This is a genomic window from Pseudomonas sp. L13, from assembly GCF_009935965.1.
GTDB lineage: Bacteria > Pseudomonadota > Gammaproteobacteria > Pseudomonadales > Pseudomonadaceae > Aquipseudomonas > Aquipseudomonas lactis.
Map to the genome: position 1 here is coordinate 1 of NZ_QODJ01000006.1, position 25808 is coordinate 25808.

At 56.4% G+C, this 25808-nt stretch carries 29 protein-coding genes; 9 read left to right on the top strand and 20 right to left on the bottom strand.

The features are described from left to right. The 4 genes from DK871_RS05500 to DK871_RS05515 form a co-directional block, all read left to right on the top strand. The coding region (locus tag DK871_RS05500) for a transposase (RefSeq protein ID WP_178116026.1) at positions 1–342 on the top strand (342 nt) is incomplete at its 5' end. Between the two features lie 40 nt (positions 343–382). Then, the gene (locus DK871_RS05505; RefSeq protein ID WP_161904266.1) at positions 383–1303 is read left to right on the top strand and encodes an ATP-dependent endonuclease; all 921 of its coding nucleotides are present in this window, start codon (positions 383–385) and stop codon (positions 1301–1303) included. Further along, a complete protein-coding gene (locus DK871_RS05510) occupies positions 1296–2732 on the top strand; it encodes a UvrD-helicase domain-containing protein (RefSeq protein WP_161904267.1) in 1437 nt (478 codons plus the stop codon). Before DK871_RS05505 ends, DK871_RS05510 begins: the two co-directional genes overlap by 8 nt. Then, positions 2729–4030 (top strand): HEPN/Toprim-associated domain-containing protein, encoded by a 1302-nt coding sequence (locus tag DK871_RS05515; RefSeq protein WP_161904268.1) that lies wholly within the window; start codon positions 2729–2731, stop codon positions 4028–4030. The genes DK871_RS05510 and DK871_RS05515 overlap by 4 nt, the downstream gene beginning before the upstream one ends. Positions 4031–4337: 307 nt before the next feature. On the opposite strand, the gene mobH is transcribed toward DK871_RS05515, so the two are convergent. After that, entirely contained in the window at positions 4338–6071 is a 1734-nt protein-coding gene (mobH, locus tag DK871_RS05520) for a MobH family relaxase (protein WP_161904381.1), read from the bottom strand. Positions 6072–6302: 231 nt separating this feature from the next. On the opposite strand from mobH, the gene DK871_RS05525 reads away from it, so the two are divergent. Continuing rightward, the gene (locus DK871_RS05525) at positions 6303–6497 is read left to right on the top strand and encodes a hypothetical protein (protein ID WP_027912535.1); all 195 of its coding nucleotides are present in this window, start codon (positions 6303–6305) and stop codon (positions 6495–6497) included. A 134-nt stretch (positions 6498–6631) separates the two neighbouring features. On the opposite strand, the gene DK871_RS05530 is transcribed toward DK871_RS05525, so the two are convergent. Together DK871_RS05530 and DK871_RS05535 are read right to left on the bottom strand one after the other, a co-directional pair. After that, on the bottom strand, positions 6632–7594 hold the full coding sequence (locus DK871_RS05530; protein WP_161904269.1) for an ArdC family protein: 963 nt from the start codon (positions 7592–7594) through the stop codon (positions 6632–6634). Between the two features lie 130 nt (positions 7595–7724). Continuing rightward, positions 7725–8054 (bottom strand): hypothetical protein, encoded by a 330-nt coding sequence (locus tag DK871_RS05535; RefSeq protein ID WP_161904270.1) that lies wholly within the window; start codon positions 8052–8054, stop codon positions 7725–7727. Positions 8055–8508: 454 nt separating this feature from the next. Here DK871_RS05535 and DK871_RS05540 point away from each other — a divergent pair, with 454 nt between their 5' ends. Beyond that, positions 8509–8907 (top strand): DUF3742 family protein, encoded by a 399-nt coding sequence (locus tag DK871_RS05540; protein ID WP_161904271.1) that lies wholly within the window; start codon positions 8509–8511, stop codon positions 8905–8907. On the opposite strand, the gene DK871_RS05545 is transcribed toward DK871_RS05540, so the two are convergent. The 5 genes from DK871_RS05545 to DK871_RS05565 form a co-directional block, all read right to left on the bottom strand. Continuing rightward, positions 8896–10437 (bottom strand): conjugal transfer protein TraG N-terminal domain-containing protein, encoded by a 1542-nt coding sequence (locus tag DK871_RS05545; RefSeq protein ID WP_161904272.1) that lies wholly within the window; start codon positions 10435–10437, stop codon positions 8896–8898. The two genes, DK871_RS05540 and DK871_RS05545, sit on opposite strands and share 12 nt — an antisense overlap. Positions 10438–10447: 10 nt before the next feature. Further along, positions 10448–10756 carry a hypothetical protein gene (locus DK871_RS05550; RefSeq protein ID WP_161904273.1) on the bottom strand — a complete coding sequence of 103 codons (309 nt, stop codon included), beginning with the start codon at positions 10754–10756 and terminating at the stop codon, positions 10448–10450. 3 nt (positions 10757–10759) lie between these two features. Continuing rightward, positions 10760–12142 carry an integrating conjugative element protein gene (locus DK871_RS05555; protein ID WP_161904274.1) on the bottom strand — a complete coding sequence of 461 codons (1383 nt, stop codon included), beginning with the start codon at positions 12140–12142 and terminating at the stop codon, positions 10760–10762. Continuing rightward, on the bottom strand, positions 12139–13095 hold the full coding sequence (locus DK871_RS05560; RefSeq protein WP_161904275.1) for a TIGR03756 family integrating conjugative element protein: 957 nt from the start codon (positions 13093–13095) through the stop codon (positions 12139–12141). The genes DK871_RS05555 and DK871_RS05560 overlap by 4 nt, the downstream gene beginning before the upstream one ends. Positions 13096–13200: 105 nt before the next feature. Then, a complete protein-coding gene (locus tag DK871_RS05565; RefSeq protein ID WP_069787775.1) occupies positions 13201–13455 on the bottom strand; it encodes a helix-turn-helix domain-containing protein in 255 nt (84 codons plus the stop codon). 168 nt (positions 13456–13623) lie between these two features. Here DK871_RS05565 and DK871_RS05570 point away from each other — a divergent pair, with 168 nt between their 5' ends. Then, on the top strand, positions 13624–13896 hold the full coding sequence (locus tag DK871_RS05570) for a LasR-specific antiactivator QslA (protein WP_161904276.1): 273 nt from the start codon (positions 13624–13626) through the stop codon (positions 13894–13896). 129 nt (positions 13897–14025) lie between these two features. Here DK871_RS05570 and DK871_RS05575 read toward each other — a convergent pair whose 3' ends face one another. From DK871_RS05575 to DK871_RS05620, 10 genes are all read right to left on the bottom strand, one after another. Then, positions 14026–14298: an HU family DNA-binding protein gene (locus DK871_RS05575; RefSeq protein WP_108538386.1), complete on the bottom strand. Its 273-nt coding sequence runs from the start codon at positions 14296–14298 to the stop codon at positions 14026–14028. Between the two features lie 113 nt (positions 14299–14411). Then, complete coding sequence (locus DK871_RS05580) at positions 14412–17174, bottom strand: conjugative transfer ATPase (protein ID WP_161904277.1); 2763 nt, start codon at positions 17172–17174, stop codon at positions 14412–14414. Further along, entirely contained in the window at positions 17174–17590 is a 417-nt protein-coding gene (locus tag DK871_RS05585; RefSeq protein ID WP_161904278.1) for a TIGR03751 family conjugal transfer lipoprotein, read from the bottom strand. The genes DK871_RS05580 and DK871_RS05585 overlap by 1 nt, the downstream gene beginning before the upstream one ends. Then, entirely contained in the window at positions 17553–19070 is a 1518-nt protein-coding gene (locus DK871_RS05590; protein ID WP_161904279.1) for a TIGR03752 family integrating conjugative element protein, read from the bottom strand. Before DK871_RS05590 ends, DK871_RS05585 begins: the two co-directional genes overlap by 38 nt. Then, a complete protein-coding gene (locus DK871_RS05595) occupies positions 19060–19872 on the bottom strand; it encodes a TIGR03749 family integrating conjugative element protein (protein ID WP_161904280.1) in 813 nt (270 codons plus the stop codon). The genes DK871_RS05590 and DK871_RS05595 overlap by 11 nt, the downstream gene beginning before the upstream one ends. After that, entirely contained in the window at positions 19869–20510 is a 642-nt protein-coding gene (locus DK871_RS05600; RefSeq protein ID WP_161904281.1) for a PFL_4703 family integrating conjugative element protein, read from the bottom strand. Before DK871_RS05600 ends, DK871_RS05595 begins: the two co-directional genes overlap by 4 nt. After that, positions 20507–20920, bottom strand: a complete 414-nt coding sequence (locus DK871_RS05605; RefSeq protein WP_161904282.1) for a TIGR03750 family conjugal transfer protein — start codon at positions 20918–20920, stop codon at positions 20507–20509. The genes DK871_RS05600 and DK871_RS05605 overlap by 4 nt, the downstream gene beginning before the upstream one ends. A gap of 7 nt (positions 20921–20927) precedes the next feature. Continuing rightward, positions 20928–21299 carry a TIGR03745 family integrating conjugative element membrane protein gene (locus DK871_RS05610; protein WP_046509162.1) on the bottom strand — a complete coding sequence of 124 codons (372 nt, stop codon included), beginning with the start codon at positions 21297–21299 and terminating at the stop codon, positions 20928–20930. A 17-nt stretch (positions 21300–21316) separates the two neighbouring features. Then, the gene (locus tag DK871_RS05615) at positions 21317–21556 is read right to left on the bottom strand and encodes a TIGR03758 family integrating conjugative element protein (RefSeq protein ID WP_161904283.1); all 240 of its coding nucleotides are present in this window, start codon (positions 21554–21556) and stop codon (positions 21317–21319) included. Then, on the bottom strand, positions 21553–21888 hold the full coding sequence (locus tag DK871_RS05620; protein WP_161904284.1) for an RAQPRD family integrative conjugative element protein: 336 nt from the start codon (positions 21886–21888) through the stop codon (positions 21553–21555). Before DK871_RS05620 ends, DK871_RS05615 begins: the two co-directional genes overlap by 4 nt. A 212-nt stretch (positions 21889–22100) precedes the next feature. On the opposite strand from DK871_RS05620, the gene DK871_RS05625 reads away from it, so the two are divergent. Both DK871_RS05625 and DK871_RS05630 read left to right on the top strand, forming a co-directional pair. Beyond that, on the top strand, positions 22101–22253 hold the full coding sequence (locus DK871_RS05625) for a hypothetical protein (protein ID WP_161904285.1): 153 nt from the start codon (positions 22101–22103) through the stop codon (positions 22251–22253). A gap of 62 nt (positions 22254–22315) precedes the next feature. Next, entirely contained in the window at positions 22316–22804 is a 489-nt protein-coding gene (locus DK871_RS05630) for a hypothetical protein (RefSeq protein WP_161904286.1), read from the top strand. 77 nt (positions 22805–22881) lie between these two features. Here the strand turns inward: DK871_RS05630 and DK871_RS05635 are convergent, their stop codons facing one another. After that, positions 22882–23613, bottom strand: a complete 732-nt coding sequence (locus DK871_RS05635) for a TIGR03747 family integrating conjugative element membrane protein (protein WP_161904287.1) — start codon at positions 23611–23613, stop codon at positions 22882–22884. A gap of 89 nt (positions 23614–23702) precedes the next feature. Further along, on the bottom strand, positions 23703–25808 hold the full coding sequence (gene traD, locus DK871_RS05640) for a type IV conjugative transfer system coupling protein TraD (protein WP_161904288.1): 2106 nt from the start codon (positions 25806–25808) through the stop codon (positions 23703–23705).

Below are 25808 nucleotides of genomic sequence, written 5' to 3' on the forward strand. Positions count from 1 at the left end.
CGAGAAACGCCCAAGCATCTTCAGCTGCATTTGATCGTCGACAACTACGCCACGCACAAGCATCCAAAAGTGAAGGAGTGGCTTGAGAAGCACAAACGCTTTCACATGCATTTCACCCCGACCTCCAGTTCGTGGATTAACATGGTTGAACGCTTCTTTCGCGATATCACGGTGTACCTGCGTGACGGCAGTTTCAGTTCGGTTCGCGAACTGGAAAGCTCGATCACCACGTTCCTGGCACTGCGAAATGCGCAGCCGACTCGCTACGTCTGGAACGCCAAGGGGGAAGATATTTTGAACAAGATACAGCGAGCCCGTCAGGCAATTGTTTCGCAGGCTTGAGGGACTTTAATTGTAAGACAGCACACTAGGGTCCAGGCGCATGCTTTTGTGCGGCATTCAGAAGATGGGACTGGATGAAGGTCATATCACTCTGTTCGATGAAGTGGAACTCGGCCTGGAGCCTCACCGGATCACACGACTAATCAAGCACATCAGAGAAGATAAACGGGGCCAATATTTCCTCACGACTCACTCGCCAACAGTGTTGCGTGAGCTGACCATCGACGAACTCTACGTCGTGCACCGTGTAGGTGGCGTAACTCAGGTTATCCCGGCAGCAAAAAAAGGGCTTGAGCAGCATGAACTGCAAGGAAAGGTACGTTCAAGCTCTGACGCATTCTTGGCCAAGAAGATCATCGTGTGCGAAGGCGCAACAGAGGTTGGCTTTCTCCGGGGATTCGATGATTATCAGGTGGAGAATAAGAAAGATCCACTGTCTTACCATGGAGTGGCGTTGCTGGACGTTATCGGTGGGTCAAAGGTGAAGCCTATTGCCAAGGCATTCAAGGCACTTCACTACGAAGTGTCTGCACTCGCCGATGGAGACGCTGACGACCAATTTTCCGAGGCTGATGCGCGTGTGCTTCGGGAGTTGGAGATTCCAGTCTTCATGTGGAGTGACAAGCTGTCATTGGAGGAGCGCGCTTTTCAAGATGTGCCGTGGGAATTCGTCTTGCTTAGCCTCTATCTGGCACGGGATACGTTGAATTACTCGGTTAGGGATCAAGTACTCAATAAGTTCGAAGGTAATTTGGAAAAGGAGCTTGGCCACTGGGAAGACAGCCCTGAGCTGCGAAAGGCCATTGGTATTGCGGCCAAAAAATCTAACTGGTTCAAAGACATCACACGTGGCGACCTATGGTTCAAAACAATTAAGCCTGCGTTCGAGGACGCTGGGTTCGCCAAAACGGACCTTTCCATCCAGCTGACCAAACTTTGGAAGTGGGTCGAGCATGTCTGAAGAATTAGCCATCAAGCTCAACGATTGCAAGACGAAAGGGTACGTAATCGCCCCAGCGGGCTACGGAAAGACGCATCTCATTGCTTTGGCAGCGCGGGTTTCTGACGGTAAGCAGCTGGTTTTGACTCACACCTTCGCCGGCGTCAATTCGATCAGAGCGAAGATGACTTCGCTCGGTGTGCCGACTTCAAAATATCAGGTCGACACCATTGCGAGCTGGTCCCTGCGTCTGTGCTTGGCCTATCCGAAGACATCAGGGTGGAATGTAGACAACCCGACAAATGAACAGTGGAATCAGCTTTATGGATGCTGCTCTGTCCTGCTAGCGAAGTCGTTCATTCGGCATGCCATATCAGCTTCATACGCGGGTATTTATGTTGATGAATATCAGGATTGCTCTGATCTGCAGCACTCTTTGGTATGTGCCTTGGCAGACCTCCTGCCCTGTCGGCTCTTGGGCGATCCAATGCAGGCTATTTATGATTTTGACGACGCCAATCCTGTGGATTGGGGGCGTAGCGTCTATCCCAAATTCGAGTGTCTGGGCCATCTGGAGACACCATGGCGCTGGGCTGATAATCCAGCGTTGGGCGCTTGGCTTAACGACGTCCGGACCAAAATTCAGGCAGGTCAGCAGGTCGATCTTTTAGGGAAGAGGCCTCCCTGCGTAATTCGGTACCGCACCGAACCTGAAGACCTCGAAAAAAAGCAGCGCTCTGCACTTTGGAGCTTGCTAGGTCACAATGAAAGCGTCATCGCACTACACGGTGGAGACCCGCGATCCAAGAATATGACGCACAATTTGGCCCAAGGAATGGCGGGCCGGTTCTCTTCTATTGAGGAAATCGAGGGCAAAGTGCTTCACACATTCCTCAAGCAACTGGCCGCGGCGAAGACCGCCCAGAAGGGGTTGCTACTAGCGCTGACATTTGCGAAAAAGTGTTTCACTGGCGTTGGCAGCGTAGTGGCGGCCGGTACGAGTCGCGGAGAGTCTGCGGTCCTCCGGAAAACTACCAAATACCCAGGCCTGCTTTTGGCTGCAAATGATTACCTCGCAGATCCTACAAGCGGTCACCTAATAGCATTCTTCCTAGAGCTTAAAGCAAACCCGGGGACGGGTGCTTATCGCCGTGATTTGTTGTTTCGCTTGCTCCACGTACTCAAAATGCATAGCGAAAGCGAGGGGTTGACCCTGGTGGAGGTGGGTAAGATCTACCAGCGCGATATGAGACATACGGGACGCCCCATCTCTCACCGCAAACTCATCGGCACCACCTTATTGGTTAAAGGCCTTGAATTCGACCATGCGGTGATACTGGATGCGGATTCTCTCGATGCCAAGCATCTATATGTTGCGATGACTCGCGGCTCCAAGTCTCTGACGATTCTCGGCGCCGGCAGGCTTGTGCCTGTGAGTAGAGACTTATGAGCACACCGATTACTTTGGCTGTAGGCGATATCGACCTCACGTACAATACGGGACACATGGGCATGGACCACGGCATGCTGTTCCAAGAGCGTGACCGTCGTCGCCGTCGTCATGCGAGTATTAATTACGAATACTACGAGAAGCATTCAAGGGATGTTTCACAAAGCGAGCTTTGCTTTTGTCGCACTCTGGGGGCGATGGTCTCGCGGCTGGAACTTCTCGGGCACACACTCAAGTCGGTCGAGGCTGATTATCAAGTTCAAGTATCACTCGACAGCGAACGGTTCGCTTATACCGAAGACGGCGGCCCGTCGCCCAATCGTTTAACGTTCCAGCAGTTCGTTGACTTTATATGCACGAATGCCGTGTGTGATCTGAAGAACGATTACGTTGAAAATTACGATGCCAAGCACGCAGAGGGACACGGTCGGCTCGCTAGCGACCCCGCTGTCTCGCTGCTACCGGCAGGGGATGTTGACCGAGAAAGGGGGGGGTACTCGGAACGCAGTCATTTTTTCGCTCTAATTGAGTTCCTCCACCCGTACTCCATTCTCCGAATTCTTGCTGAGAATTCGTCTAATCTAAGCCTTGATGTGGTGTGGGACTACGGCAACTTCGTCAGTGCAGGCTGGGCGCAAAACGAAGACTTCCTCCCCAATGCCCGTCGTTCTCAGACTTATTTAATCGCGACTGAAGGGACATCCGACACTCGAATCCTGAAGCGAGCCCTCAAGTTTCTCCGACCAGATATCGAAGATTTTTTTCGGTTCATCGACATAGAGGAGCGACATCCATTTTCCGGAACAGGGAGCTTGTCAAAGTTTGCCGAGGGATTGATCAAGATTGATGTCCACAATCGTGTTGTTATCCTATTTGACAACGATGCGGAAGGTGTCGAGGCGTTCGAAGGTCTCCGGCGTTTCAACTTTCCTGCAAACATGCGGACAATGCTTCTGCCTGACCTCGAAGAGCTACGCAGCTTTTCAGCCCGGGGGCCCAGCGGTGTTGAAAATGTAGATATCAATGGTCGTGCAGCAGCCATCGAATGCTATTTGGATCTTCGGTTAATGGGTCGTCCGCCCCCGCAGGTGATTTGGACAAACTACAAGGAATCGTTGGATATCTATCACGGTGCGCTGGAATACAAGGAGAGCTACGCCAAGGCATTTTACAAAGCTACGTCAGATGCCTTGACAACAGGTGCTTACGACTGTAGTAAATTGATCATCGTGATCAATTCGCTTTACGATCAATGTACTGAGATGGCAACGCAGATGCTTCGCTCCGTGCACGGCTAGTTGTTAGGGTTGCATCGAGCCCAGTCCGACAGTTTTAATTCTCAAGTAATTTGAGCTTAAGAGCTTTTTAGGATGCTGCGACAGTTTTGCGAATTTTTTAAGCGCCTTGGAGGCCGCTAAACTTCTACCTGGCTGCGGTAGCTTTAACTCTCAAAATTCAGATTGGAGCGGAAAGATTGGGTCGGGAGGGGGCGATGCTAACTGCGGTCAATCCATCATTGAGCGCGAAGATCCGCTGCGGGGAGCAAGAAAGCGGTTCAGTGACGGGGGCACAGCATTGTTTCTGCGTAAAAGCTCTTTTGGGATACTACGGAAAGTCATGCTTTTCCAATTTAAGAAAAGGATTGTCAGCAGGTATAGTATCGAACAATAGTGCCGATTTTTCCAGTAGATAACCTTTGAGTTTCGCTTTCTTTCGAGGACCTTCCACCTGACAGATCCAAATGTTCAAGCCATCTCCCCGTTTTCTATGGAACTTCAGTTTCTCAAACTCTTTCTGCACCCGGCGCCATTTTTCAGTTTCTTGATCGCCCCTCTGTGAAATACCGGGATATTCCTGCGCGTAGCGTTGGAAAAGACCAGGTGTTACCAGAAACACCATGCCGTCCACCGTGTGAATCTTCGCCTTGCTATCGTTGATGATCAGCTTGTGGTTCTGGATGCCTGATTTGACCCAATTCAGGAATGTCTGACCAGGGTTGTCCGATGAAGGATTTGAGATTTCGAGGGTGCCTGCTGACGATGCATTGCTGACCTCAGACTCTTCCAGCTCGAACATATCCAACAACGTGCCGAGGTAGTCGGCATTTTCCATCGTCAGCGGATCGGGCTGCGATGGGCTTTGACGCGATCCTGCACTGACAGTCTCGGTCGCTGCAGGTGATACCGGAGTGTTGGGCTGATTGTCATCGCGTGCAACGCTTACCGTTCCGTTGAAAGCCTCGGGGCGCTCTTCGCTCCCCCAAATGAGTGCCGGTTGAAGGCGCAGAAAGGTGAAACTCTGCTGCCAATTTCCCTGTGTCACAAGCGCGGTCCAGATGGCTTTGCCTTCCGGTGTGGACTCAACCAATCCATATGACTGCAGCTCGTCAAACACCGCGAGGTTGGACGAGGGAATGCCCTCAATCGATTGCGACAGCAGATAGGCTCGCAGCTTGTCTGTGACCGTCTTACTGACCAGCCACAGTGCGTCCTGGGTCAGCCATCCCGCGGCACCCGGCTGGTTGAGTTTCAGTTCGTGCTGAACCAGATGACGCAGTCCGCTGATCAAGTGATGTTGCAGCGAATGAGTCGGCGCTCGCAGCGCCTTGCTCGGGTTACCACCGATGTTCTGTGCGGTCGAAACACGGTCTGCCTGCATCACTAATTCGCCCAGCACGCCGGCACGTTCATACTGGCCCGCCAGGACATACAGCAGACTGGCCCACAGTGACGGAAATCCACTGAGCCAATCGAGGATTGGGCGGTCGAGAATCTGGTTGTAGAGCAAGCCTGCGGCGGCGCCGTGCAAGTGGTAGTCGCGACCCTTGATATAACGAAAACGATACGGCTGATCCAGGGATCCCTGCCAAGGATGCCAGACACTACCGTCTTGGCGTTCGACCAGCAGGTCCACGGCGATCTTGCCGATGTCATGGAGCAACGCGCCATAGGCGATGCCAGCGGACCAAGCGTCGGTCTGGGCGGCTTGGTCTTCAGGTGCGGCGCCGGTGGGAAGCAGATACGACTGACGCAATTTCAAACTACAAGCGACCAGCTCCAACCCATGGTCGAGCATGCCGCCAAGATAAGCATGGTGGTGCATCTCGCTGGCTGGAAGCTGCTGGACCAGCCCGGCGTAGCGATGGATCGGATTTAAATAGAGCTGGCTGAATTGCGGATGGGAGAGGGCGGTGTACTGCCAAATGCGATCGAGCAACTGGCGGCGATGCTCGGCTGCTAACAAACTCTGGGACGATTCGATAGGCAGGTACCCATCGGCGACGTTTACGGTGGGTGGCGGAGGAGGCTTTTGCCTTTTGTGCCGAAACAGACTGAGCATCATGGTCCTCCCGGGAACTGGCAGAGTCAGTGGCCTTTTAGCCTTTTCGGATAGGGCTCTTACCCTTGACTCCCCATTCCCTTCCAACCCTTACCGGTCCTTTTGACGCGGTTCCCTTTGTGCGGCAATTGGAATATCGATTTGTCCTGGTGCCATTTTGTTGGGTGCGCATGCTGGTACGAAAAAGGAAAGTGTCGGTACACTGCGGTGCGAATTTTATTGGGTCTTGCCATGAACCTCACTGACGCCACGCTCATACTGCTGCTCGCGGCACGTATCCATGGAACAGACGAAGCCGTCAGGGCCTCGGCGAAGAGCGTGGTCAAGAAGCTGCCGCGTAGCAAACGTGATCTGATCTACAAGGTGATCGACAGCCGAAGTCCACTCGAGCTGGTGGATTACCTGGCGGAGAATCTGGATACGTAGCGGCGTACTGCAGTTACGGGATTACCTCATGTTCTTTGCGTCAGATCTTCGCAGTGTGGGGATTTTTCTGGGCATAGAAAAAAGGTCCAACTCGTGTTGGACCCTATGAAGCGTGTGCAGCGGTGAGGTGACGATCAAGCTCCGTCGTTCATGCATCGCGAGTTATCCATTACCGTCTGCTTCTGTTGTTGCTCCAGGTTGAGCACATACTCCGAAGCGCATCGGGCCTGGCCACTGGCGCGGAAGATCGCGCGGTTGTCAGCCTTGAGCAGGCCGAGCCAGGAGTCGATATAGCCCTCGTGCCGAAGTTCTCCCCGTATACCGGCGTAGGCACATAAAAAAGCGGCGCCCATTTCGGCGATCAATTCTTCAAATGCATAGCCTGGCGAGCCAAATGGACACGGAGAGGTCACGCTTTCGCGCTGCAGTCGAGAGTGGTGGCCGGTCCAGTGCGTCAGCTCGTGAAGTGCGGTGGCGTAGTACCCACCTTGATCGTGAAATTGCGCTTTTGTCGGCAGTTGGATGAGATCCCTGATCGGGTGGTAAAAGGCTTCGTCGGCAAATCGATGAATGATATTTGCGCCCGAACTTAGCAACAGACTTTCGGCAGCACTGGTGGGGAAGAAGGGATCGCTCGGTTCCGTCTCGAGCAAAGTTTCGTTGAGTGTTTCGAGCCCCTCCGTTTGCTCGATGTTGAACAGAAAATGCGTCCTGAGAATGCCAAAGTGAGCGACCTTGGGCTGACCGTTTTCATCGAGTACGGGTTGGCCTGATTCGTTCTGCTCCTCGCGCTCCATCGGTTTGTAGAGCACTGCCAGTGTGCTGTGCTCACCCTTACGGATGTGCCCGCCGGCTTTTTTGGCTTGGTTGAAGGTCAGCCAGCGGTCTTGAGGGAACCCCTGCAACCTGGCCTCGGCCCAGAGCAACGGTAAATTGATGCCCGAATAGGGGCGCTGTGTGATGGCGTTGATGGGATAGGGCTGGTGATGAGCGACGTCAGTTGAGCCATTTGAGGACCAGGGTTTGATCCAGGGCGCTACGCCTTGGTCTAACGCGGTAACGATCTTGTCTGTCACGTCTTGGTAGATATTGCGCATGGCATTTTCCTCGAAAAACCGGAGGAACGCCTTGCCCGTCGGGGAGGGTTCCCCGGTGGGTGTTGATTGGATTGGTGCAAGACTGCGTACAGCCTGAGTTGGAGCAGTGGCCGGGTATGGCCGTTTGCGTTTAGCGTTGCTGCTCTTCCGCAAGCGCTATCAGTAAGGCGTTAGGTTGGTCTGATGCCTGAAGCAGGCTGAGGCTCAGTCGCAGCAACGGTTCATGATCTGCATCACTCGCTGAGACGAACTTAGCTACCTCAAACACCACGTAGGGTGCGTTTGGATCGGCCAGGTGAGCTTTGAAGGCTGCGCGTATCACATTGCTCAGCCTATCGAGCTGCAGTTCTTCAGGATGATTTGATCCATCGAGCAATACTGCGTGTTGCCACGCCTCTGGAGTGAACACAACGGGTAAGCGCAGAGTGTTCAGTGCTTCGCTTGTGAGTGAGTCGGACATGGTGTGCCTCCGTTGATAGCGCGAAGAAACCTGTCCCCTAGGGGAAAGGAATTTCCCCGCGGTGGGTTGAAGAAAAGCAAGAGGGTTTGGGACGAGCCGAGCTCGAAAGACGCTCGGGAGAGCAGTAGGCGTTCATCACCCGTGAAACGTGACCGTGCGAGCCACCGAACGCTAATCGCACTTGGGGGGAACCATCACAGGAGTGACGTAGCCTTGAAGGTTCTGGCTACCTGGGCTGGTGCTGTCGATAACAGCGATCCGTACCCTCTATGTAGCTGGATGATATGGATGGGTCAACGGCCATAGAGGCGCTGGTGCACGAGCTGCGTCTTCTTTATTCCAGTGAAGAGTTTTTCGACCGAGCAAGCTGATAAACGGTTAAGCATGGGCGGTTTTCAGTAGTAGTCTGTAATCTCAACTTTCCACAAGAACACGCTCAGAAGAGGGCGCGATCATGTCGGCTCAGCAGCCAGTTCAAGTTTCCCGCACACACCGCTGGGCATATGCATGCGGTATGTTCGCAAAACGTGGTTATCGCAAGTTGAAAGGGTTTGAATCCCGCGTAGCTAAACGTGCGGTCGCGACAGGTATACCTGCGGGTGGGCTATTGGTTCGTGGGGGCTTTCTGGTTACGAAGCTGGCATTGCTCCTTGGGTTGCTCCTTATCGGTTTCTGGTTGGTCGCTTCTGTGGTGACGATGATTGCTATGATTGGTCTTCTGGTATCCAAGGCTGCCATTGATGCGGATATCAAAGAGGCGGCACCCGGGCCAGACTATCTTGGTGCCGACCTCTACATCGGTGATTTCGACGACAACGGGCATTACATCGGCGACAGCAAATCATCTAATTGAGCGGCTAGCCGCCCCCACTATTTGATCCGTACCTTTGCTTGCTGAATCACTTGCTGCTTTGCTGCCGTTCGCCAACATGCCTTGAATCCCGTTTCCTACTGCATATCCTGTCCAGCTCATAGCACCAAGGAACAGCATAGGCAGTACGATGAACATTGCCCCCATCACATACTCAATCACCTGCGCCGTGACCGTTCCATCCATAAATCCGGATGTCGGCAGCGACAACAGTACCTGATTGGAAGTCGACACTTGGTTATACAAGGTGTCGAGCATGCTGGAGTCGACCCAACGGGCCAGCTCCCACCAGAAGGTCAGCATGTGCAGCGTGAACAGCGCGAACGTCACCGTCATGACGGTCTTTAGCTGGTAGGTACTGACCAGCAAGATCAGCGGCAAGCTGATGATGACGCCCATGATCAGGAAAGCCTGCACCATCGGCAGGGCGGCGCGTAGTGCATTCATTGCCGGGAAGTTGCTGAACGAACCAAGGGCCAGCCCGGTGTTGGTGGCCAGGTTATTGAGCCCCTGATTGATCGACCCACCGCGAGCACTGGAGCCATATTCTTGGTACACCTGTCCGGGCGACATGGACATCGATTGTTGGCGTGGACTGACCAGTTCGCGCAGGGTGGCATCCTCGATCTCGTTGCTTGAGCGACCAGTCAACCAACCTTTTAGCTGAGTCAGCAGCGTAGGGTCTACCTGCTCGATCAAGCGCTCGCGCAACCCGACACCACTGTCGCTCCACCACTGTTTGCAGGTGGGATAGCCTGCACCATTCTCCAGCCGCGGCAATGAAACATCGCGGGTTTCATCATAGGGCCAGCTAATTCTTGGAGTCCGTGAACGATCGGTGTCGTAGTAGCCCGGAGTGTCGAGAAAATAGCTTGAGCCAATCCAGGACGCATCATGACTTTGGGCCTTGTCTAACTGCGGACGATTGGTGAACAGCCGAGAGCGGGAATAGCCGTAGCAGTCACGAGTGAAGTCTGCGACTTCCTGCAGCAGGATCTGACTGTCGATGCGCGAACTGTCGATCTCCATGCGCATCTGCCGGATATCCGGTGCGCAGGGAATGGAGGCGATGGCCGCCGCCGTCACCCCTTTGCTCAAGGCATGAACCAGAAACCACCAGATTGGCACGTTGGCAGAGCGTTCGCCGATGGTATTGAAGGTGATCCCCCAGGCGGTTTCTGCTGGCTTAGCCACACTGATACCGCAGCGCTGGCTCGCTGCATCATCGAACGCCATTGACGTGAGGCTCAATGGAAAGACCGGCGCGCAGCCGAACAAGACGACGATGTAGGCCAGCCACAGCCGGTTCTCTATCCGCGGTACAGAGAGCAATCCCTTGTTGCCTTCATCCGCGCCTTGCTGGCGGGCCGACAACCACTCTTGCAGGATGATCGCGCCGAAGGGCGCGGCGAATAAACCAGTATCGGAAAGGACGTTCCAGATACCGTTGTTGATGATCCAGGCTAGTAGGGAAAGATAAAACTCCAGGTAGCTGTTGGTGCTCATGAGCATAGTGATGACCTCACAATCGGGTGAGCTCGAAGCAGGTAGAAAGCACGAGCCCCAATACCCCGATGCGTTTCACACGCGGTTGATCTTGTGGTCGATTTCGGTAGCGCCTGAGTAGGTCCCACCAGAGCGTGAAGAGGACGCTGTAGAGCAAGGCACGCCACCACCACAGATAATGCCTCGCGGATTCCAGTGCGTCCTGCCAGACCTCGAAGCTACCCAGCGCAGTGCAGCCGATCCAGGCAACCAATGCGGCGGTTAGGATCATCAATGCGGCAATCCCCAGGCTCGAAAGCAAAGTTAATAGCGGCGAACGTTTCATGGCTCACTTACGCCTGGCGTCAGCATCATTGAGTCGGCCCGGCTCAGGGTCGCCTTGCTCGACGGTGCGCGAAGCATCGGCACCACCGGCATGCCGATCGAGCACCAGGCTGGCGGTGTTGGTGGCCAGGATCTGCCGAACCTGCAGTTCTGTCTGCAGCAGGCGGATTTCGCGTTCCAGGGCGTCGATGTTTTTCGTCAAGGCGGTCTGGGCCGGCTCGGCTGAGGCGATGTTCGGTTCGTGACTGCCTGCCAGCAGCGTGCGCAATAGCAGCAGTGCCTTGTCGAGTACGCTGGACAGGGCCGTTTCACTGGCCAGGCGCCGCGCCAGGAGTTCCTGATCAGGATCGTCGCGCAGGGCTTCGATCACACCGCGGGTGACCGGCAGCATCGGGCTGGAGGCTTTCGCCAGGTTGTCTGGGGTAGGCGGCAGTGAACCCGACAGCAGCCCTTGCAGGGCCTTGAGGTGCTCGCTGTAGGCCTCCTGGATCAGGGGCGTCAACCCACTGCCTGCAGTAGCCCGTAGGGTTTCGCAGGTGTCGCAGGTTGAGACTTCGCTCTCGCCCAACACGCGAACAGCCCAGTCGGATTCCTCTTGGGGCGAGGCCCAGGTCTGGCAAATCGCACCGCCGAGGCACTCGCTGCTACTGACCGAAGTGCTATCGTCTACTCCACGGTTATGCAGTAAGTTATAGCCCGCGCGCACTACGTCGGCGGTCACCCGAATGGGCGTCTGCCCGTTACCTCCGGCCTTTGAGCCACCAACCCAGGACACCCCATTGTTGCCGTTATGGGCCTCGGTGTTTTTCACCGCGGCCACCGCATCACCGCTGGTCTGCTCCAAGTTGCCCTGCATCTCCTGGTTCTTGGCCAGCGCGCCCCAGCCGGCTTGACCGACCTTGTCCGCCATTTTTTCGGCCATGGCCTGGCAAGTCAGTTTGGAGCGGTCGAAGTCGATACGCCCCTGCATCACCCCGTTACTGAGTAACTCATAGAGACCGGGGTTGGCGCGCTGGATGATCAACGCCGGCAGCGACATCACGGCTTGGGTCGCGTTCTGTACGATGCTGCCCATGATCTGCTGGAAGCCTTCGGTGGCGCCGTTCAGCTGGTTTTGCAGGGTGTTGGTGAGGCTCATGTTTCCACACATCATGTTCGCTCGCCATGAAGCGCCGACGCCGAGCCCGTTGGGGCGATAGAGCGAACTTGGTGAGCCCGCTGCCGAGCCGCCACCGATGGTGTACATCACCCGGTCGTCGAGCACTTCGCCTTGAGTGCCCAGGCGGTAATCGCCTTCGGCGGCGTGGGCATGCGTGGCAATGCCGAGCAGTCCGCAGAGCAATAGACTCACCAGGCTCAACCATGATCGCGCGAGAAACCGGCTCATGAAGCACCACCTTCGAAGTCGATGCTGAACAGGAAGGTCTGTCCTTCACGCTTGCAGCAGCTATAGGGGCGCCACAGCGACCAGACATAGCCGCCATCCGCGCTCTGCACAGGACCGCTGGGAAAGATGGCGCACGTGGGTTGAACCAGAGGGTAGAGCAATTGCCATTTGTGGGTCGAAGCGTCGTTTTCCATGATCGGGCCGGGCGGCCAGTAACCGTCGCGTGGAAAAGGTGTGAGCGGCAAGTACACATGTGGCTGCCAGTTGCGAGTAATGAAATCACCCGCCCGTTGCGCCATCACCGCAGCGGCTTTGAAGTCGTCGGGTTGTACCAGAAATCCTTGCCGGGGATAGACGTTGCCCCACATGTTTCCCGCGATCTGATGACCGATTTCACGGACCCCCGGTATCAGCGACTCGGGGTAAAGGCTTTCCGGTATGCCCAGGCGCCAGGCCAGCGAGTCCAGAGTGCTCAGGTAGTAGGGCATGAACGCAGTGGCGCCGCTGGCGCAGGCGTAACCGGATTGCGAAGCCAGTTGTGTGGCGACCCAGCCACCAGGGTGACCGATGCCATCGACGTTCTTGAAGTGGGGTAGGTTGTCGCGCTGGGTGTTCGGCGTGATCAGGTTTCCGCCACCTTCCGCACCATTGATGGGAGCGGAGAGGGTGCCCATCTCGGTCCATGGATTATTGCCGGTGGTGGCGTAGCTCGAAACCACCAGCTCAGGAATGAAATGACGAACCTTGGTCGAGGTTTTGACTGTGCAGCCGAAGGGTGTGCACAGGAGCCAGAAACAAATACCGACGACTCTGTATTCGAGACAGCTTGGCGAAAGCGCAGAGGACGTAATGCTGCCGGTGTCCAGCGCCATGCTTGGGCCACACACCAGCAGCACGCTCAGCGCCAATGGCCGTAGCTTTGTGGGCGGGATGGACGAGCAGGCAACGGGCATGGTCCAGGCTCTCGGTGTATGGCCTGGGCAGGTTCGGTTAGGGACTGAAGACTGTCAGTGGGAATTATGAAGGTGGATCTGTCGGATTTGTGAGACGAGAGACTATTATTTGACGTGAAGGGTGCTGCGTAGGATATCGGGTTCTACAAGTAGCTGATCTGCGGTAACTTCGAAAATATTGGCGAGTTTGCATAGGACCAGCAGCGACGGATTGGCCGTGCATCGTTCGATTTGACTGACGTAGGTACGATCCAGCTCGGCCATGAGCGCCAATTGCTCTTGGGTAAGGTTTTTCACGCGTCGCATCAAGCGGATGTTTTCCGCCAACTGCAGACGGAGCTGTTCAAAGTCTTGAGTCATGCGCGCAAATTGCGCCTTGAGGGACTCTCAATCCACGGGATATAGTCTACATTGGCATTGATCTAGGCTATTTGATGCCCTTGCCTGTTATTGAGCGCTCATTTGGTGTCGTTAAGATTTCGAGGCTGGACTGCGCGTTTAACAATAAATCAGAAATCTAGGGTGTGTATGGACGAAAACTACGTTTCAATTCCTGCGGCGGATGGTTGCTCGAGTCTTCTGACACCTTGGGGCAACGAATTTGCCCCAATGATCGAACGTGGCGTGCAATGCGCCCAGGCTTGGCTTGATACGTCCGGCGAGGTTCCACTGTGGTGGGAATTGGCGCAAACGCGCAAAACCTTTCCTGTCGGTGACTGCCAGGATGCTTTTGAAGCTGGTTTTTTGTTGAGGATTCAGCAGCGGCTAAGCAGTGTGCCACCCAGCCCAAATCAAAGCTGAAAGAAACTTCGCTAAAGACGCGTTCAAACATATAGCTTGAAGGCTCCCAGAGTTCAGCCAGCGTTTCGGCTGCTGAAGCCCAATACCAGCGCTCTCGCAGAGTTGGTATTGGGTAATCGCCACCAGCGTCTAGTTAACCGCGTCTTTCAGTGACTTACCGGCTTTGAAACTAGGCGTGTTCGAGGCTGCGATCTTGATGGTGGCACCCGTTTGAGGGTTACGTCCGTCGCGCGCTGCACGCGCTTTCACCGCAAAGGTACCAAATCCCACCAAGGTGACGTTCTCACCGCCTTTCAACGCAGTGGATATGATGGTTGTGAGGGCATCCAGTGCGCGTCCGGCAGTGGACTTCGGGAGGTCGGCGGAGCTCGCTATGGCCTCGATTAGATCGTTTTTATTCATGTGTGACTCCTTCCGCTTGGCTGAGTGTCGATGAGTAATCTACTCAGATAGTTCGGGCACATCCACCAAAAAGCGGCACTCCAGCCCTGCGCAGACGTAACGCCATATGGGCTCTAAATCTGCCCTTCTGTCTCGATTCCTCGGGCCTGGTCAATACGCTCAGCTACCTGGAAAGCCGCTTCCAACTCCGAGCAACCGTTCTCCTGCATCAACCTCCAGCGCTCGGCTTTTTCCTCGGGCTCCGTCATGGCCAAGGCGAGATAGAGGCTGGGTGGTACAGCTCGAAACAGCGTTTCGAGTTTTTTCGACAGCACGACTCCCTCAGTGTATTTCCCAGGCTCCTTACTGGCGGAGAGCAACAAAGCTTTCTGTGCCGGCGTGAGCTTCTTGAAACGGGCGATTTCCTCAATCTCCGCAGGTGGCATGTTTAAACAAATCCACCATTCGATCATGTTGAGCATGGTCTGCGCGGCCGTGGGGAAGTCGGCAAGGTTTTGCGTCGCCAGCCAGAACCAGGCCCCGAGCTTGCGCCACATCTTCGTGCCCTTGACCACGAATGGCGCCAGCAGCGGGTTTTTGGTGATGATATGGCCTTCGTCGGTGACCATGATGATTGGCCTCCCCAGGAACTGGTCGCGCTCGGCAAGGTTGTTCACGGTGTTCATCAGGCTGATGTAGCTGATGGACATCTGGGCTTCGTAGCCTTCGCGAGCGTAAGTGGCGAGATCGACAATGGTCACATCGCTCTCGGGCCAAGGCGTGCCCTCGCGATCGAACAGTTCACCCTCGAAACCTTGGCAAAAAAGGTCGATGGACTCACCCATTTCCTGGGCACGCTCGCGACGCTTCTCCGGTAAGTGCAAGTCGACGGCGGTGCGCAGCAAGGCGTCACGCACGTCGCGGGTCAGTACCTGGCGACCCGCCGCGACACACGCCTGCGCCGCATCCAGAATGCATTCACGGATCAGACTGCGATCGGCCCGGCTGAGACGAGCTTCTTCCTTGGCCTCGCCTCCAGTGATCATCAGCCGGGCGGTGATCTCCAATTCGCCGAGCACATCACGTTGGTCTTCACGATTGGTTACCGCCTCATCGTCCCACTCATCAATCGACAGACTCACCACCTGATCTGGCTGCTCGACTAGACGGTAAGCATCAGCGAAAGGCGCGAGGCTGACCAAGGCGCCAGGTTTCAATTGGACCTTGTTGACCGATAGGCCCTGTGTCGCAAAGTGGTCACCCTGTAAGCCGAATGAGTTACCGGCCTCAACGATGAACAGGCGAGGGCGGTACACCGCCATGACCTGCATCAGCAGGGTGACCAGGGTGGCCGACTTACCGGCGCCGGTCGGGCCGAACAGCAGCAGATGGCCGTTCATGGCCCGGTCTAGTCGAGACAACGGATCAAAGCTCAACGGTGAGCCACCACGATTGAACAGAGTGATACCCGGGTGGCCGGTGCCGGTGCTACGGCCCCACACCGGAACCAGGTTTGCCAGGTGCTGGGCGAACATCAGGCGAGTGTACCAGTTGCGTGTGTCGCGGGCCGGGTTGTAAACCATCGGTAGCCAACGCAGGTAACTGTTGCAGGCGGCGACTTCATCGCCTTCGCGTACCGGTTGCAGCCCCGTGCCCAACAGCGCGTTGGCCAGGCTGACCGAGCGCTGGTGCAGTTGCTGTTCATCGTGACCGCGCACATAGAACGCCAGGGTGCCGCGGTACAGCTTGTGCTGGCGACCGATGATCGCACGAGCCTCTTCGACATCCTGACGGGTCTGGGTCGAGGCCAGGTTTTCACCGATGGCTTTGCGCGCCAATCGGTTTAACTGGTCTTCGAGCACATCCTGCGGCTTGACCACCAAGGTCAGACTCATCACCGTGCCTTCGGGTAACTGGTCGAACAGGGCATTGACTGCATCACCCTTACGGGTTTCTCCGGTGAGTTGACCAATCGACGGTGCCCGTCGCAGTTTGTCCACCACCATGACCCGATGGGGTTGCCCATCGAAGTACCAGAGTCCTCGTTGCACATCCGAACACGGTTCGTTGAAGAACAACCGTTCAGCGAAGTCGTGATCGAAGGGCAATTCCAGCGACTCGCCACCAGCAGGCTCCGGATAGGCAACACGTTTGTAAAAGTCCTCGGGCGCTTCATCGGTGAGCCTAGGCGCCGGATTGAACCAGGGTAATAACCAGGCATACAAACCGTGGCCATCAACTGGTACTGATTGCACGCCGCACGCCTGCAACGAAGCCGCAATACGTTCGCAAGCCTGCTGCAGGGATTGCACAGGGGTGAGTCCCGTCTCGTCGGCGCCAGACTCGAGCCAGCGATAGACCACCAGGCGCACCCGGCGGTTATTGCCGCGCCAGGGCAGGCGCGTCACCACCTTATCCTCGAACAGCCCGCTGGGCTTGGTGATGGCCTTTAGATGACGGCGGCTGAGTACCAAATACGCCTCGGTGAAGACCGTGCCCCGTGCGCTGTCCTGAATATAATCCGTGAGCTGTGTCAGGTAGGGGGTGAAGTCGTTGTCGTCCTGGCAGAAAAACTGCGCCACCCAAGGCGATTGATCCAGCTCATCAAAACTGTCCTGTAGGGCATCCTCAAGGGCATCGCGGGCGGCCATCAACCAATCGGGTTCGCGCCCTTCGGTGCCGATGGGCAGTAACTCGAACACCGCGCCCACCGAGCGATTGTCATCCAGGAGAAAACACTGCGCAGTCTCGAGGTATTCGACCCAAGGCAGGTGATCAGTGAAGCTGGGATTGTGCGCATAGAGGGCAGCTTCATCGGCCAAGGTGGCGCGAGGGCGCGCTGGGTGGCGCCAGGCCTTCCACGCGGCAGTGCAGCTGCCCGAATTGTGGGTACGCACTACAGGTCTTCCTGTCGTTCACCCGGCAGTGCGTATTGCACCCGTTGGTAGAACGGAAAGACAGCTGAGTAACCCGGCACCGGTGCCTGCTCGGTACCGCTCAAATGTGGGTATACGTACAGCACCAGATCGGGATTGGGCAGGCGAGGGAACAGGCTGTGGATCTCGTTCGCTGCGGTGCGCGTATACGGTTCCTGGAGAGCAACGGAGAAATCTGCTTGAGTCAACGGGCGGCGTAACTGCTGCCGAGCATCCAGCAGTTGCTGCTGAGTGCCTTGCGAACCGGCACCGTTCCAGATGTCCAGCATGGTTTGCTCGCCATGGGGCAGCAGCGTGTCTTTGTCGGTGGAACACCCCGCCAAGCCCCAGCAGAACAGGCTAATCCAGGTCAGGCAAAGAGGCATGGTCTTTTTCATGGCGAACGCTCCGGCCCTTGGGCTCGTAGTCGATGGTGATCTCATGGTCGAGGTGCAGTGTGACTTGGGCGGCCGGCGGCACGTATACGGCAGCAAAGGCTTCGCCGTAGAGTTTGTTGATCCACTCACGGATGTCGCTGACCCCGCCACTGAGAATTGAATTCAGCGCGCTATTGCCACTGCTATTGGTGACCTCGAGCGTACTGCCTCCCGAACTGATCATGCTGCTGTTGTTCCGCTCATCCCCGAGCAAGGCAGCCACACCCGCGCCGGCCGCGGTGATCAAGCTCTGGCTGCCGAGGTATTGTTGGGCGTTCGAGCGGCGCTCGCCGGCAATGCAAGGAATGCCATACGGATCGGACAGGTAACCGAGCCCGCCACGAATCTTGTCGGTGTTCGAACTCTGGGCGGTGGAGGCATTGCGGCTGGCTACCGTCTTCGGCTGAGGCACCGTGCGGATGGTGCCGTCTGTGAATACGAAAGTGATCGACTCGACCTGTCCGCGGACGCAGGACAGGGTCCAGTCACCAGACGCCGTGCCGCTCATTACGGCCCCCGAGACGTCTGGTAGGTCGATACCGTTGGCAGTCAGGTTCTCGGGGCCGACCAGCACCTTGAAGGGGTAGGGATCATTCACGGTGCCGTCGACAGGGACTCGGCCGATCAGCGCGGTCATGGCGACCGAACCCATCAATGTTGCGTTTTCGGGAATGGTGTAGACCGGCTTCGCGCCTTCGGTACGCTCAGCGGAGCGTTTCAGGTCACGTCCACCCTTGGTGACCTCGCGTAACTGCTTCTGGCTGCGGTCGACGGCATTATCCTTCAAACCCTCCAATGAGCTGAATGCAGTAGGCAGACTCAGAGCGGACGCGGTCTTAGTTTTGCCTCGGGCGTCGGTGGACGGAGCATCCGAGGGCTCAATCCACTGCAGCGCATTATCGGCTGAGTGCTGCCCTTCGAACTGCTCCCCGTCGCCTGGCTCAAGCCCCAATCCAATCGGCATATCCTTGCCTTTGCCGGTCAGCCCCGACAGCTGTTCCTGCAATTGCGTCAGCAGACCGCGAGCTTGACGACTGTCTTGTTCCGCTTTGAGTCGGGCCTCGTTGGCTTGTCGGCGGCTTTCTTCGACCTGCTGGGTTACGCTGCCAAGAGCGGTCTGGATGCGCGAATCGACACTATTCTCCCGCTGGCGAAGGCGGTTGTTCTCCGTCTGTAGCGATTCGTTGTGTTTTTTCAGGCCGAGCATGTCGCTGCGCATGGCCTTCACCTGGCCGACCAGGGTGGCAACCGTGTCGCGTGGGGTATCACCCGCAATGCCGAGCGACTTGGCCTGCTCGGCGGATAACTGGAGGTTATCCTGAGCGGTCGGACTTACTGGCGAAGGCGTGGTAGCGCCCGCGACCCAGGATTTCAAGATGATGAACACCACGCCGAGCAGCACAGCCGGTACCAGCCACTTGAGCAAGGCGTTAGCTTTCATCGTCAGCACCTCGCGCGATGGGCGGAAGCAGCACGGCTCGTTCGAGGCCGGCACCGTGGGTGACGAGGTAGGCAATCGTGGTGTCTTCAGGGCTGCCGATAGGCCCGAGGAAAGCATGCTGGAAGGACGCGGCGAACAACTTGGCCTGAAGCTGACGCGGATCGAGTTGCACCGTCGCTACACCACGGTTGCGTAACTTCACCGCCGTCACCCAGTAATCACCCAGTCGCCAGACGGCGATGGGCGTGCTGGACACGTTTTCAGTCGGCAGCAGGGTCGGCAGTGCAGTGCGCAGCTTGAGCGGGACGCGACGTATGCCGGGCAGAGGCTCAACGGTACGTAAAGGTGCGTACAGGCTTTGTGCGGCGTAGCGCGTCAAAGCGACCGGGATCGGCGTACGTTCTGGAACAAGGACGGTGCTGGATTCCGTCTCGGTAGTCTGCACCGGAGCATTCTTGCTAATACGCACGGGCTCGAGCGGTTGATCGCCAGGCGTGGCGGCGATATCCAGCAGGATGATCTCGCCCGTCGCGACCGATTGCAGTTGTAATCGGGTAGGTGCAATGGCTTCTGACGCGCGCAGGTACAGCGTGCAGCCGGTAGATTGCACGCGCAGCTTGCCGGTCAGAGTTGAGGGGACGCCGACTCGGACATCCTCATCGATAAAGACCACCCGCTCCTGATTAATCACCAGCGGGACCGCGAGAGGGAGGCGTTCCCAGCGCATCAACTCGATGGCCTGCGCTGCAGCTCCCCATAGCATCAGTGCGATGGTGAGCCCCAGGGTAGGAATCCATTTCATGGCTCACCTCCAGGCAGGGAGATTTTTTGCGGTGTGCCCTGATAACAATCCAGTGCGAGTCCCCACTTGTTGCGCTCGGGATCCAGGTCAAAACGCACTACGCGTAATGGATATCGCACCACCACCCGTTTCACCGGTTCCGCGGCGTAATACTCATCGGCGTTGAGATCGAGCTTGACCAGCCAGCTGTCGCGGTCGAGTTGCTTGACCCTGAGTTCCGGATCTTCGCTGTAACCTCGGCCCAGAATTTCGTACACCCCACGCACCCGCTGGCGCAGTTCACCGGCGGCCTTGCGGTATTCGTAGTCGCCGTCGAGGAAGGCCTTGCAGGCAGGTGTAAGGTAGGACTGCAAGCCATAGATAGCGCGGCGATAGTCCTCCTCGCCATCCGAGGGCCAGCGGTTGAGCTGACCAAAGATATACAGGGCAAAGGCATAGACATTTTCTGAGGGGATATCCCACCACTTGCGAGTGCTGCCCGAGCGCAGATCCGGTGGTACATGCACGGTCAGATCGGTCGGTGCCGAGCGCCAGCCGTACCATAGCCCGGCGCAGACCAGGGCAAGGATAACTACCGCCAGACGCAGGCTGAAGATATGGGCTTGTTGGGCGTCCACCTTGTTCCGAAATCGGCTCATGGCTGCCACCGGGACAGGGCAGGGCGCAATCGACGCGAACGACGAACCGTCCAGGTGCCGGAGTGCAGGATCAAACCTCCGCGCCCCAGGCGCCAACGGCTAGCCAGTACCCATCCCAGTTTGCGGTACAACCAGGTCTCGGGGCGGGCGCGTTTGGCCCGACGCAGTAGCGTGCCACCGGCAAATAACACCACGGCCATGCCTCCGATCATGCTGGTCGGCGCCACGGCAATGGAGGCGGTGGCAATCGCCAGAGGGACACCCAGCACTAGGCCGATAAATGCGCCAGCACCGAGGGCCACCCACATCTCATCATTGGTCAAACCGCGTAACACAGCGGGATCACGATTGAGTCGCTCAGGCAGAAAGACCAAAGTGCCGTCGACAAGGCGTTCGATGGTGTCATTCATGTCGATCTCACAGAATTGCGGCGGCCTTGGTCAGGAACCAGATGATGATCACCACCAACAGCGCTCCAATGCCGACCACGGCGCCGAGGTCCTTCCAGGTCTTGCGCTGGTTCTGCACGTCGGCGTAGACGGTCAGCGAATGCCAGGCCACACCGAGAAAGGCGAGCAGGGCGATCAGCAGCCCGAGCAGGATGCCGCCGTCGTAGGCGTAGTTTTTGATCGTCTCGATCAACCCGGAACCTTCGCCACGCGAAGGGGCTTCCATGGTGGGAAGTTCGGCAAATGCCAAACTTGGACCGAGCACCAGCAGCAGACCGATCAAGCGCTGGCTGGCACGATCGCGCAGGTTGTTTTTCAGGGGGGCAAAGCACTTGAGCATGGCGGCGATCTCCTGGATTAGGACAGCGTGAAGAACATCAGGACGAGTAGGGCGAGCAAGACGCGGGCGACACTGCCGCCGAAGGCTCCGAAACGCACACTGCCAGCCGCCCAACCCCGGTAAGCTGTCCACATCACCCAGGCACACCAGAGCAAAGCCAGGACGAGAACCAGGGATAGCCACAGCGTGGAACTGTTCTGTGCCGAGAAACCGGAGGCATTTTGGAAGGCAGCGGTCTGAGCGTCAGTCATGCTCATGGCGAGGGCTCCGTGGGCGGCGTTTCGAGTAGGTAATCGCCGGTTAGCTCGCTGGGGTCGCGAGGTTGAGCGCGGGAAGGGGAGACATAGTTCTGTACACCTTGGCGGATGCGCTGGATATCTTCAGTCAGCCGGGAATAGTCGAAGCGATAGCGTTCATTTGGTTCAATGAAACTGGATGCTTCAGCTTTCTGGACTGAGGCCTCTATAGTGTCGAGTTGCCGTTGAATAAGGCTGAGTTGGACCTGCTCTTGGTCGGACGTGGCATAGCAACTGCCATGGAGGATGGTCAGCGAGAGAAATAACAGGTAGTGAATGACAGAAACCGGCATGATTATGGCCCCTGATTGACTAGGGAGCAGAATCGGGGACGTGTGACAATAAAACTGTAGAAAAACTGAACCTAGGGCTATCGTTTTGATGAGCGGAACAATGTTGATATTCTACAGGCATAGCTCTAAAGGGAAATGATTAAGTGGGGATGACTGTATGGTGTGGAGCCCCTGAAAACATTAAGGTTTGGATTGAAGGAAGGAGGCGTCTTGTGAGCTACTTGTTGTCGTTTCTTGCTTTTGTAATTGCCTTGGCTGGAGTGAAGGGAGGAACTTGGGATCCAAAGGCAGTAGGAGTTCGAAAGATTAATTTTACAGGTTGGATTGTTGTTGTATCTTCGCTGGCTGTGCTTTTTTTTCTTTGACGCAGGAATATCGGAAAAACCTCCTTGATGAGCAGGTAATGAGATACCCCTATAAGAGGTTTATGGATGCGTTAGAAGTTTCATTGGGACCATTTAATGTAGTTTATAGTGAGGCGGGCGGGGTTTTGGCGTATCACGAGAACCCGTTTGCGATTCTTGATAGGAAAGATGCGGCTGGCGTGATAAGTAAGTTTGACTTCGAAAGGACCCAGGAGGGGGCAAATATTTGGAGTTCAGATTTTAGTGGAAATTATGCGTCGTATACTTGTCAAGAACTCAGTGATGCTGTTGATTTGATGGAGTTTACGCTGGTAAGCAACCTTGCTGTTCTTGATCGGGAAGTGGTTGTGTTGGTGCAGGAATTTAAGCAGTCAGGTTATGTTCGAGAGTTTCTTCTTAATAAATGTGATTATTATGTTGGGGTGCGTCGTGGCGGGAATATGGTTAGAGTCTATCCTCCAAAGTTGACGGAGAATAAGGTGAAAGTTACTTTTGATTCAATTATTTCTATTAGGCGGCATCTAATGAAGGTGCTGGGTGAGTCGGCTTAGTGGTGCTATATGGATCGTTCAAGATTTTGGGTTGGTGTTAACCATCGTTTGGCTTTGGGGGTGGTGTTATGTTGGACTCAAAGATACTTCTTGAAAGTCGACGATGTAATTGCAGTGGTCAGACCAAGCGTGACGGCGCAAGGTATAAAAACTACCATAGGATTGAGCGAAAAGGGCAGCGACAGGTAAATGATCCAGGGCACGATCAGCAGTGGCATCACTGCCCGTTTGGCGCGGTGATAGACGAAGCTACTTTCTCGGCCCGCGCCAAATTTTCGTAGATCCCGGCGCATTAAACCATCCACAAAACCGGTGAGCGCGGCCAGCAGAAACAAGGGTGTCGCCAGGACCAGAATGGTCAGGCGCACCACGAAGGTAAAGGTCACATACACCGCCGCCAGCACAAAATCTTCAATGCTCACGTAAAACTGGTTGATCCACCCACAGAAGCTTTTGTCCATGCTCGATACCCGCGCCTGCTGGGAAAAATCCGCAAAGCCAGTCTTGACCAGCAACCATTGATTGAGAAAATCCAGTACTTGAACAATCCTTCGCCCGGGTTGTTGGAGGATGAGAGAAGCTTTGAAGTGCTCGCTGAGCCACCCCAGCTCACTATTCAGCATGACCTGGCTGTGCCGCCAACCCTGATCGCCCCAGAACAGCAGCAAACCGGCGAACTCGATGAGTATCGAGAACAGTAACGAGGCGATCAGCAAACCGATGATGCGTAAGACGAAGCCAATAACCGAGACGATCAATCCCGGGCGCTGGATCGGTTGTGGCGGCGTGTTCTGTACGGAAGTCGCCATCCTTTACTCCATTGCGCACCGTTAAGTTGATGCTGCCACGGCGCCTGCCGAATACGTGTTTGCTGAATCAAAACCTGTAGCGGGGCGGGCTACCCCACCTGATCCAGATCGAAGTTGGTTGTCGGGCCGCCACCGCTCGCACTCCACCATTGGCCCGCCTGTTCGTTGTAAGTGGCGCGCATCCGCTGGGTAAGCTCCTGCAGGTCCTTGGGCATGGCATCGTCGTTGGAGGGTTTCGGCAATGGAATGCGGACTTTCCAAAGCTGTCCACCGGCCTGGAAGGAAAACATTTGTCCCTTGGGCAAACTAACGATATGAGCGGGCTCGATCAGCGGCGCACTGGTGCTACTGACACGGTCCTGTGAGGACGAGGTGAAGTCGGTGTTGGCCTCAGGATCGGAGGTGTCGGTGGCGCCCGAGACCAGGGTCTTGGTCAGCACATTAACTTTGGGCAACTGTTGAGTGAGCAGTTCCGCAGTGGCGGTTTCGCGCACCCGCAGCATTTGCAGGGTGTTGAAGTTGCCAATCACCTGGCCAGCTTTGGCGCGGTTGCCGATACGTGCTTCGATATCGCTGAGGGTCTGGGTGTAGGCGGTTACCTGGACGCCGGCACCGCCACCCTTGTTGATCAGCGGGATGAATTCATCGCCCATCAACTCGTTGAACTCGTCAGCGTGCAGGTTGATGGGCAGCTTGTCGCCGGTGCCGCCCGATTGGGGTAGGCCATGGTCAATGCCATGTTTGTAGATGTGGCCCGCGACCGAGACCAAGTCGGCGAACATGGAGTTGCCGACGGCGGCAGCCACCTCGGCATCGGTCAGTGCATCCAGGCCGACGTAAACGATGCCGCGTTTACGGATGATCTGCATCCAGTCGAATATTGGCCGCGGGTCATCTAAATCGGTGTAGTTGGGAGCCAGTAGCTGGGCGGTCTTGCCGGTGGTGAGTTTCTCCAGCAGCGGCAGTAGCGAAGCCACGATTTTGTCGAAGTAAGTACGGTCGTAGCGTACCGCCGAACGCAATCCGTCCAGTACCGGATCAAATACCCGTTCCACCGCCAGGTACTGCTCGACGGCCACCACGCGCTTTTCGCGCCCGACCATATGCCGGGGAATATTCTTTTCAGTCAGCTTGCCTTCAAGCTGGACAATCACTTCCCACGCTTTCGGATCGGTCTTGGCGAAAAACTGTTGCGCGTATTCGATGAACAACGCGTCGATATTGACCACATGTCGCTGGATTTGGAGGTAGTCCGGACGTCGGCCCAACTCGATTAAAGCCCGAGCAATGATATTGACGAAGCGCCAGGCAAACTCACGGAAAGCTGCGGAGTTTCCTTCGCCGCTGAGTTGCCCGGCGATGCGAGACGCCACTTCCGAAATGCGCCCGAAACGTCCTACGGCGTTGTAACGCGCGGAGATCTCTGGCCAGCCTAGATGGAAAACATAGAATTCCTTCTCCCGACCGGCGCGTTTGGCTTCGACGTACATGCGCTTGAGCAGGTCGGCGTCGCCCTTTGGATCGAAGACGATGACTACCTCATGTTCGATGCGATGAATGTCCTGGGTGATGTACACCTCGGCGAGTCGCGTTTTGCCAACACGAGTCGTGCCCAGCACCAGGGTGTGTCCGACCCGTTCGCTCAGGGGCAGGCTGACTTCCGTTTCGTCGGGCTCGACCCCATGCAGCAGCGGTGAACCACCGACCGGGGGCAACGGGCGCAGCGGATTGAAGGCCCTGTCCCAGGCGGTGAGACGGGCCAGTGTCGAGAGCGGAAACGGTGCATGCTCCAGGCGTCGTTCGAGTCCACGGGCCAGGCGGTAACAGGTAGGTTGGTCGACATAGTGGGCGACCGCAGGGTCTTGGGCTTCGACCATGCGTTGGGTGTGCAGGCGGGTCCAGCGAAAGCCGCGGCCCATGAACAGACGTTTGCGGCTCACCGGAATCTGCCGGCTGGTCAGTTCGTAGCGAGGCAGCCGGCGGATATTGCGCCGATAGCGCAACACCTCCCAGGCTTGTCGGAGGCGGATCAAACCGAACAGGGCATAGGCCAGAGCCGCAACTAGACCGAGTTCGGATGATAGCGCCACGGCCCAGGGCGAATACAGGCATAACACCGCCGCGGCGACGCAGATCGCCACGGTATACAGCTCGACTGCGGGCCTGAGTTTGGACTCCATCGCGTGCTCGGCCAT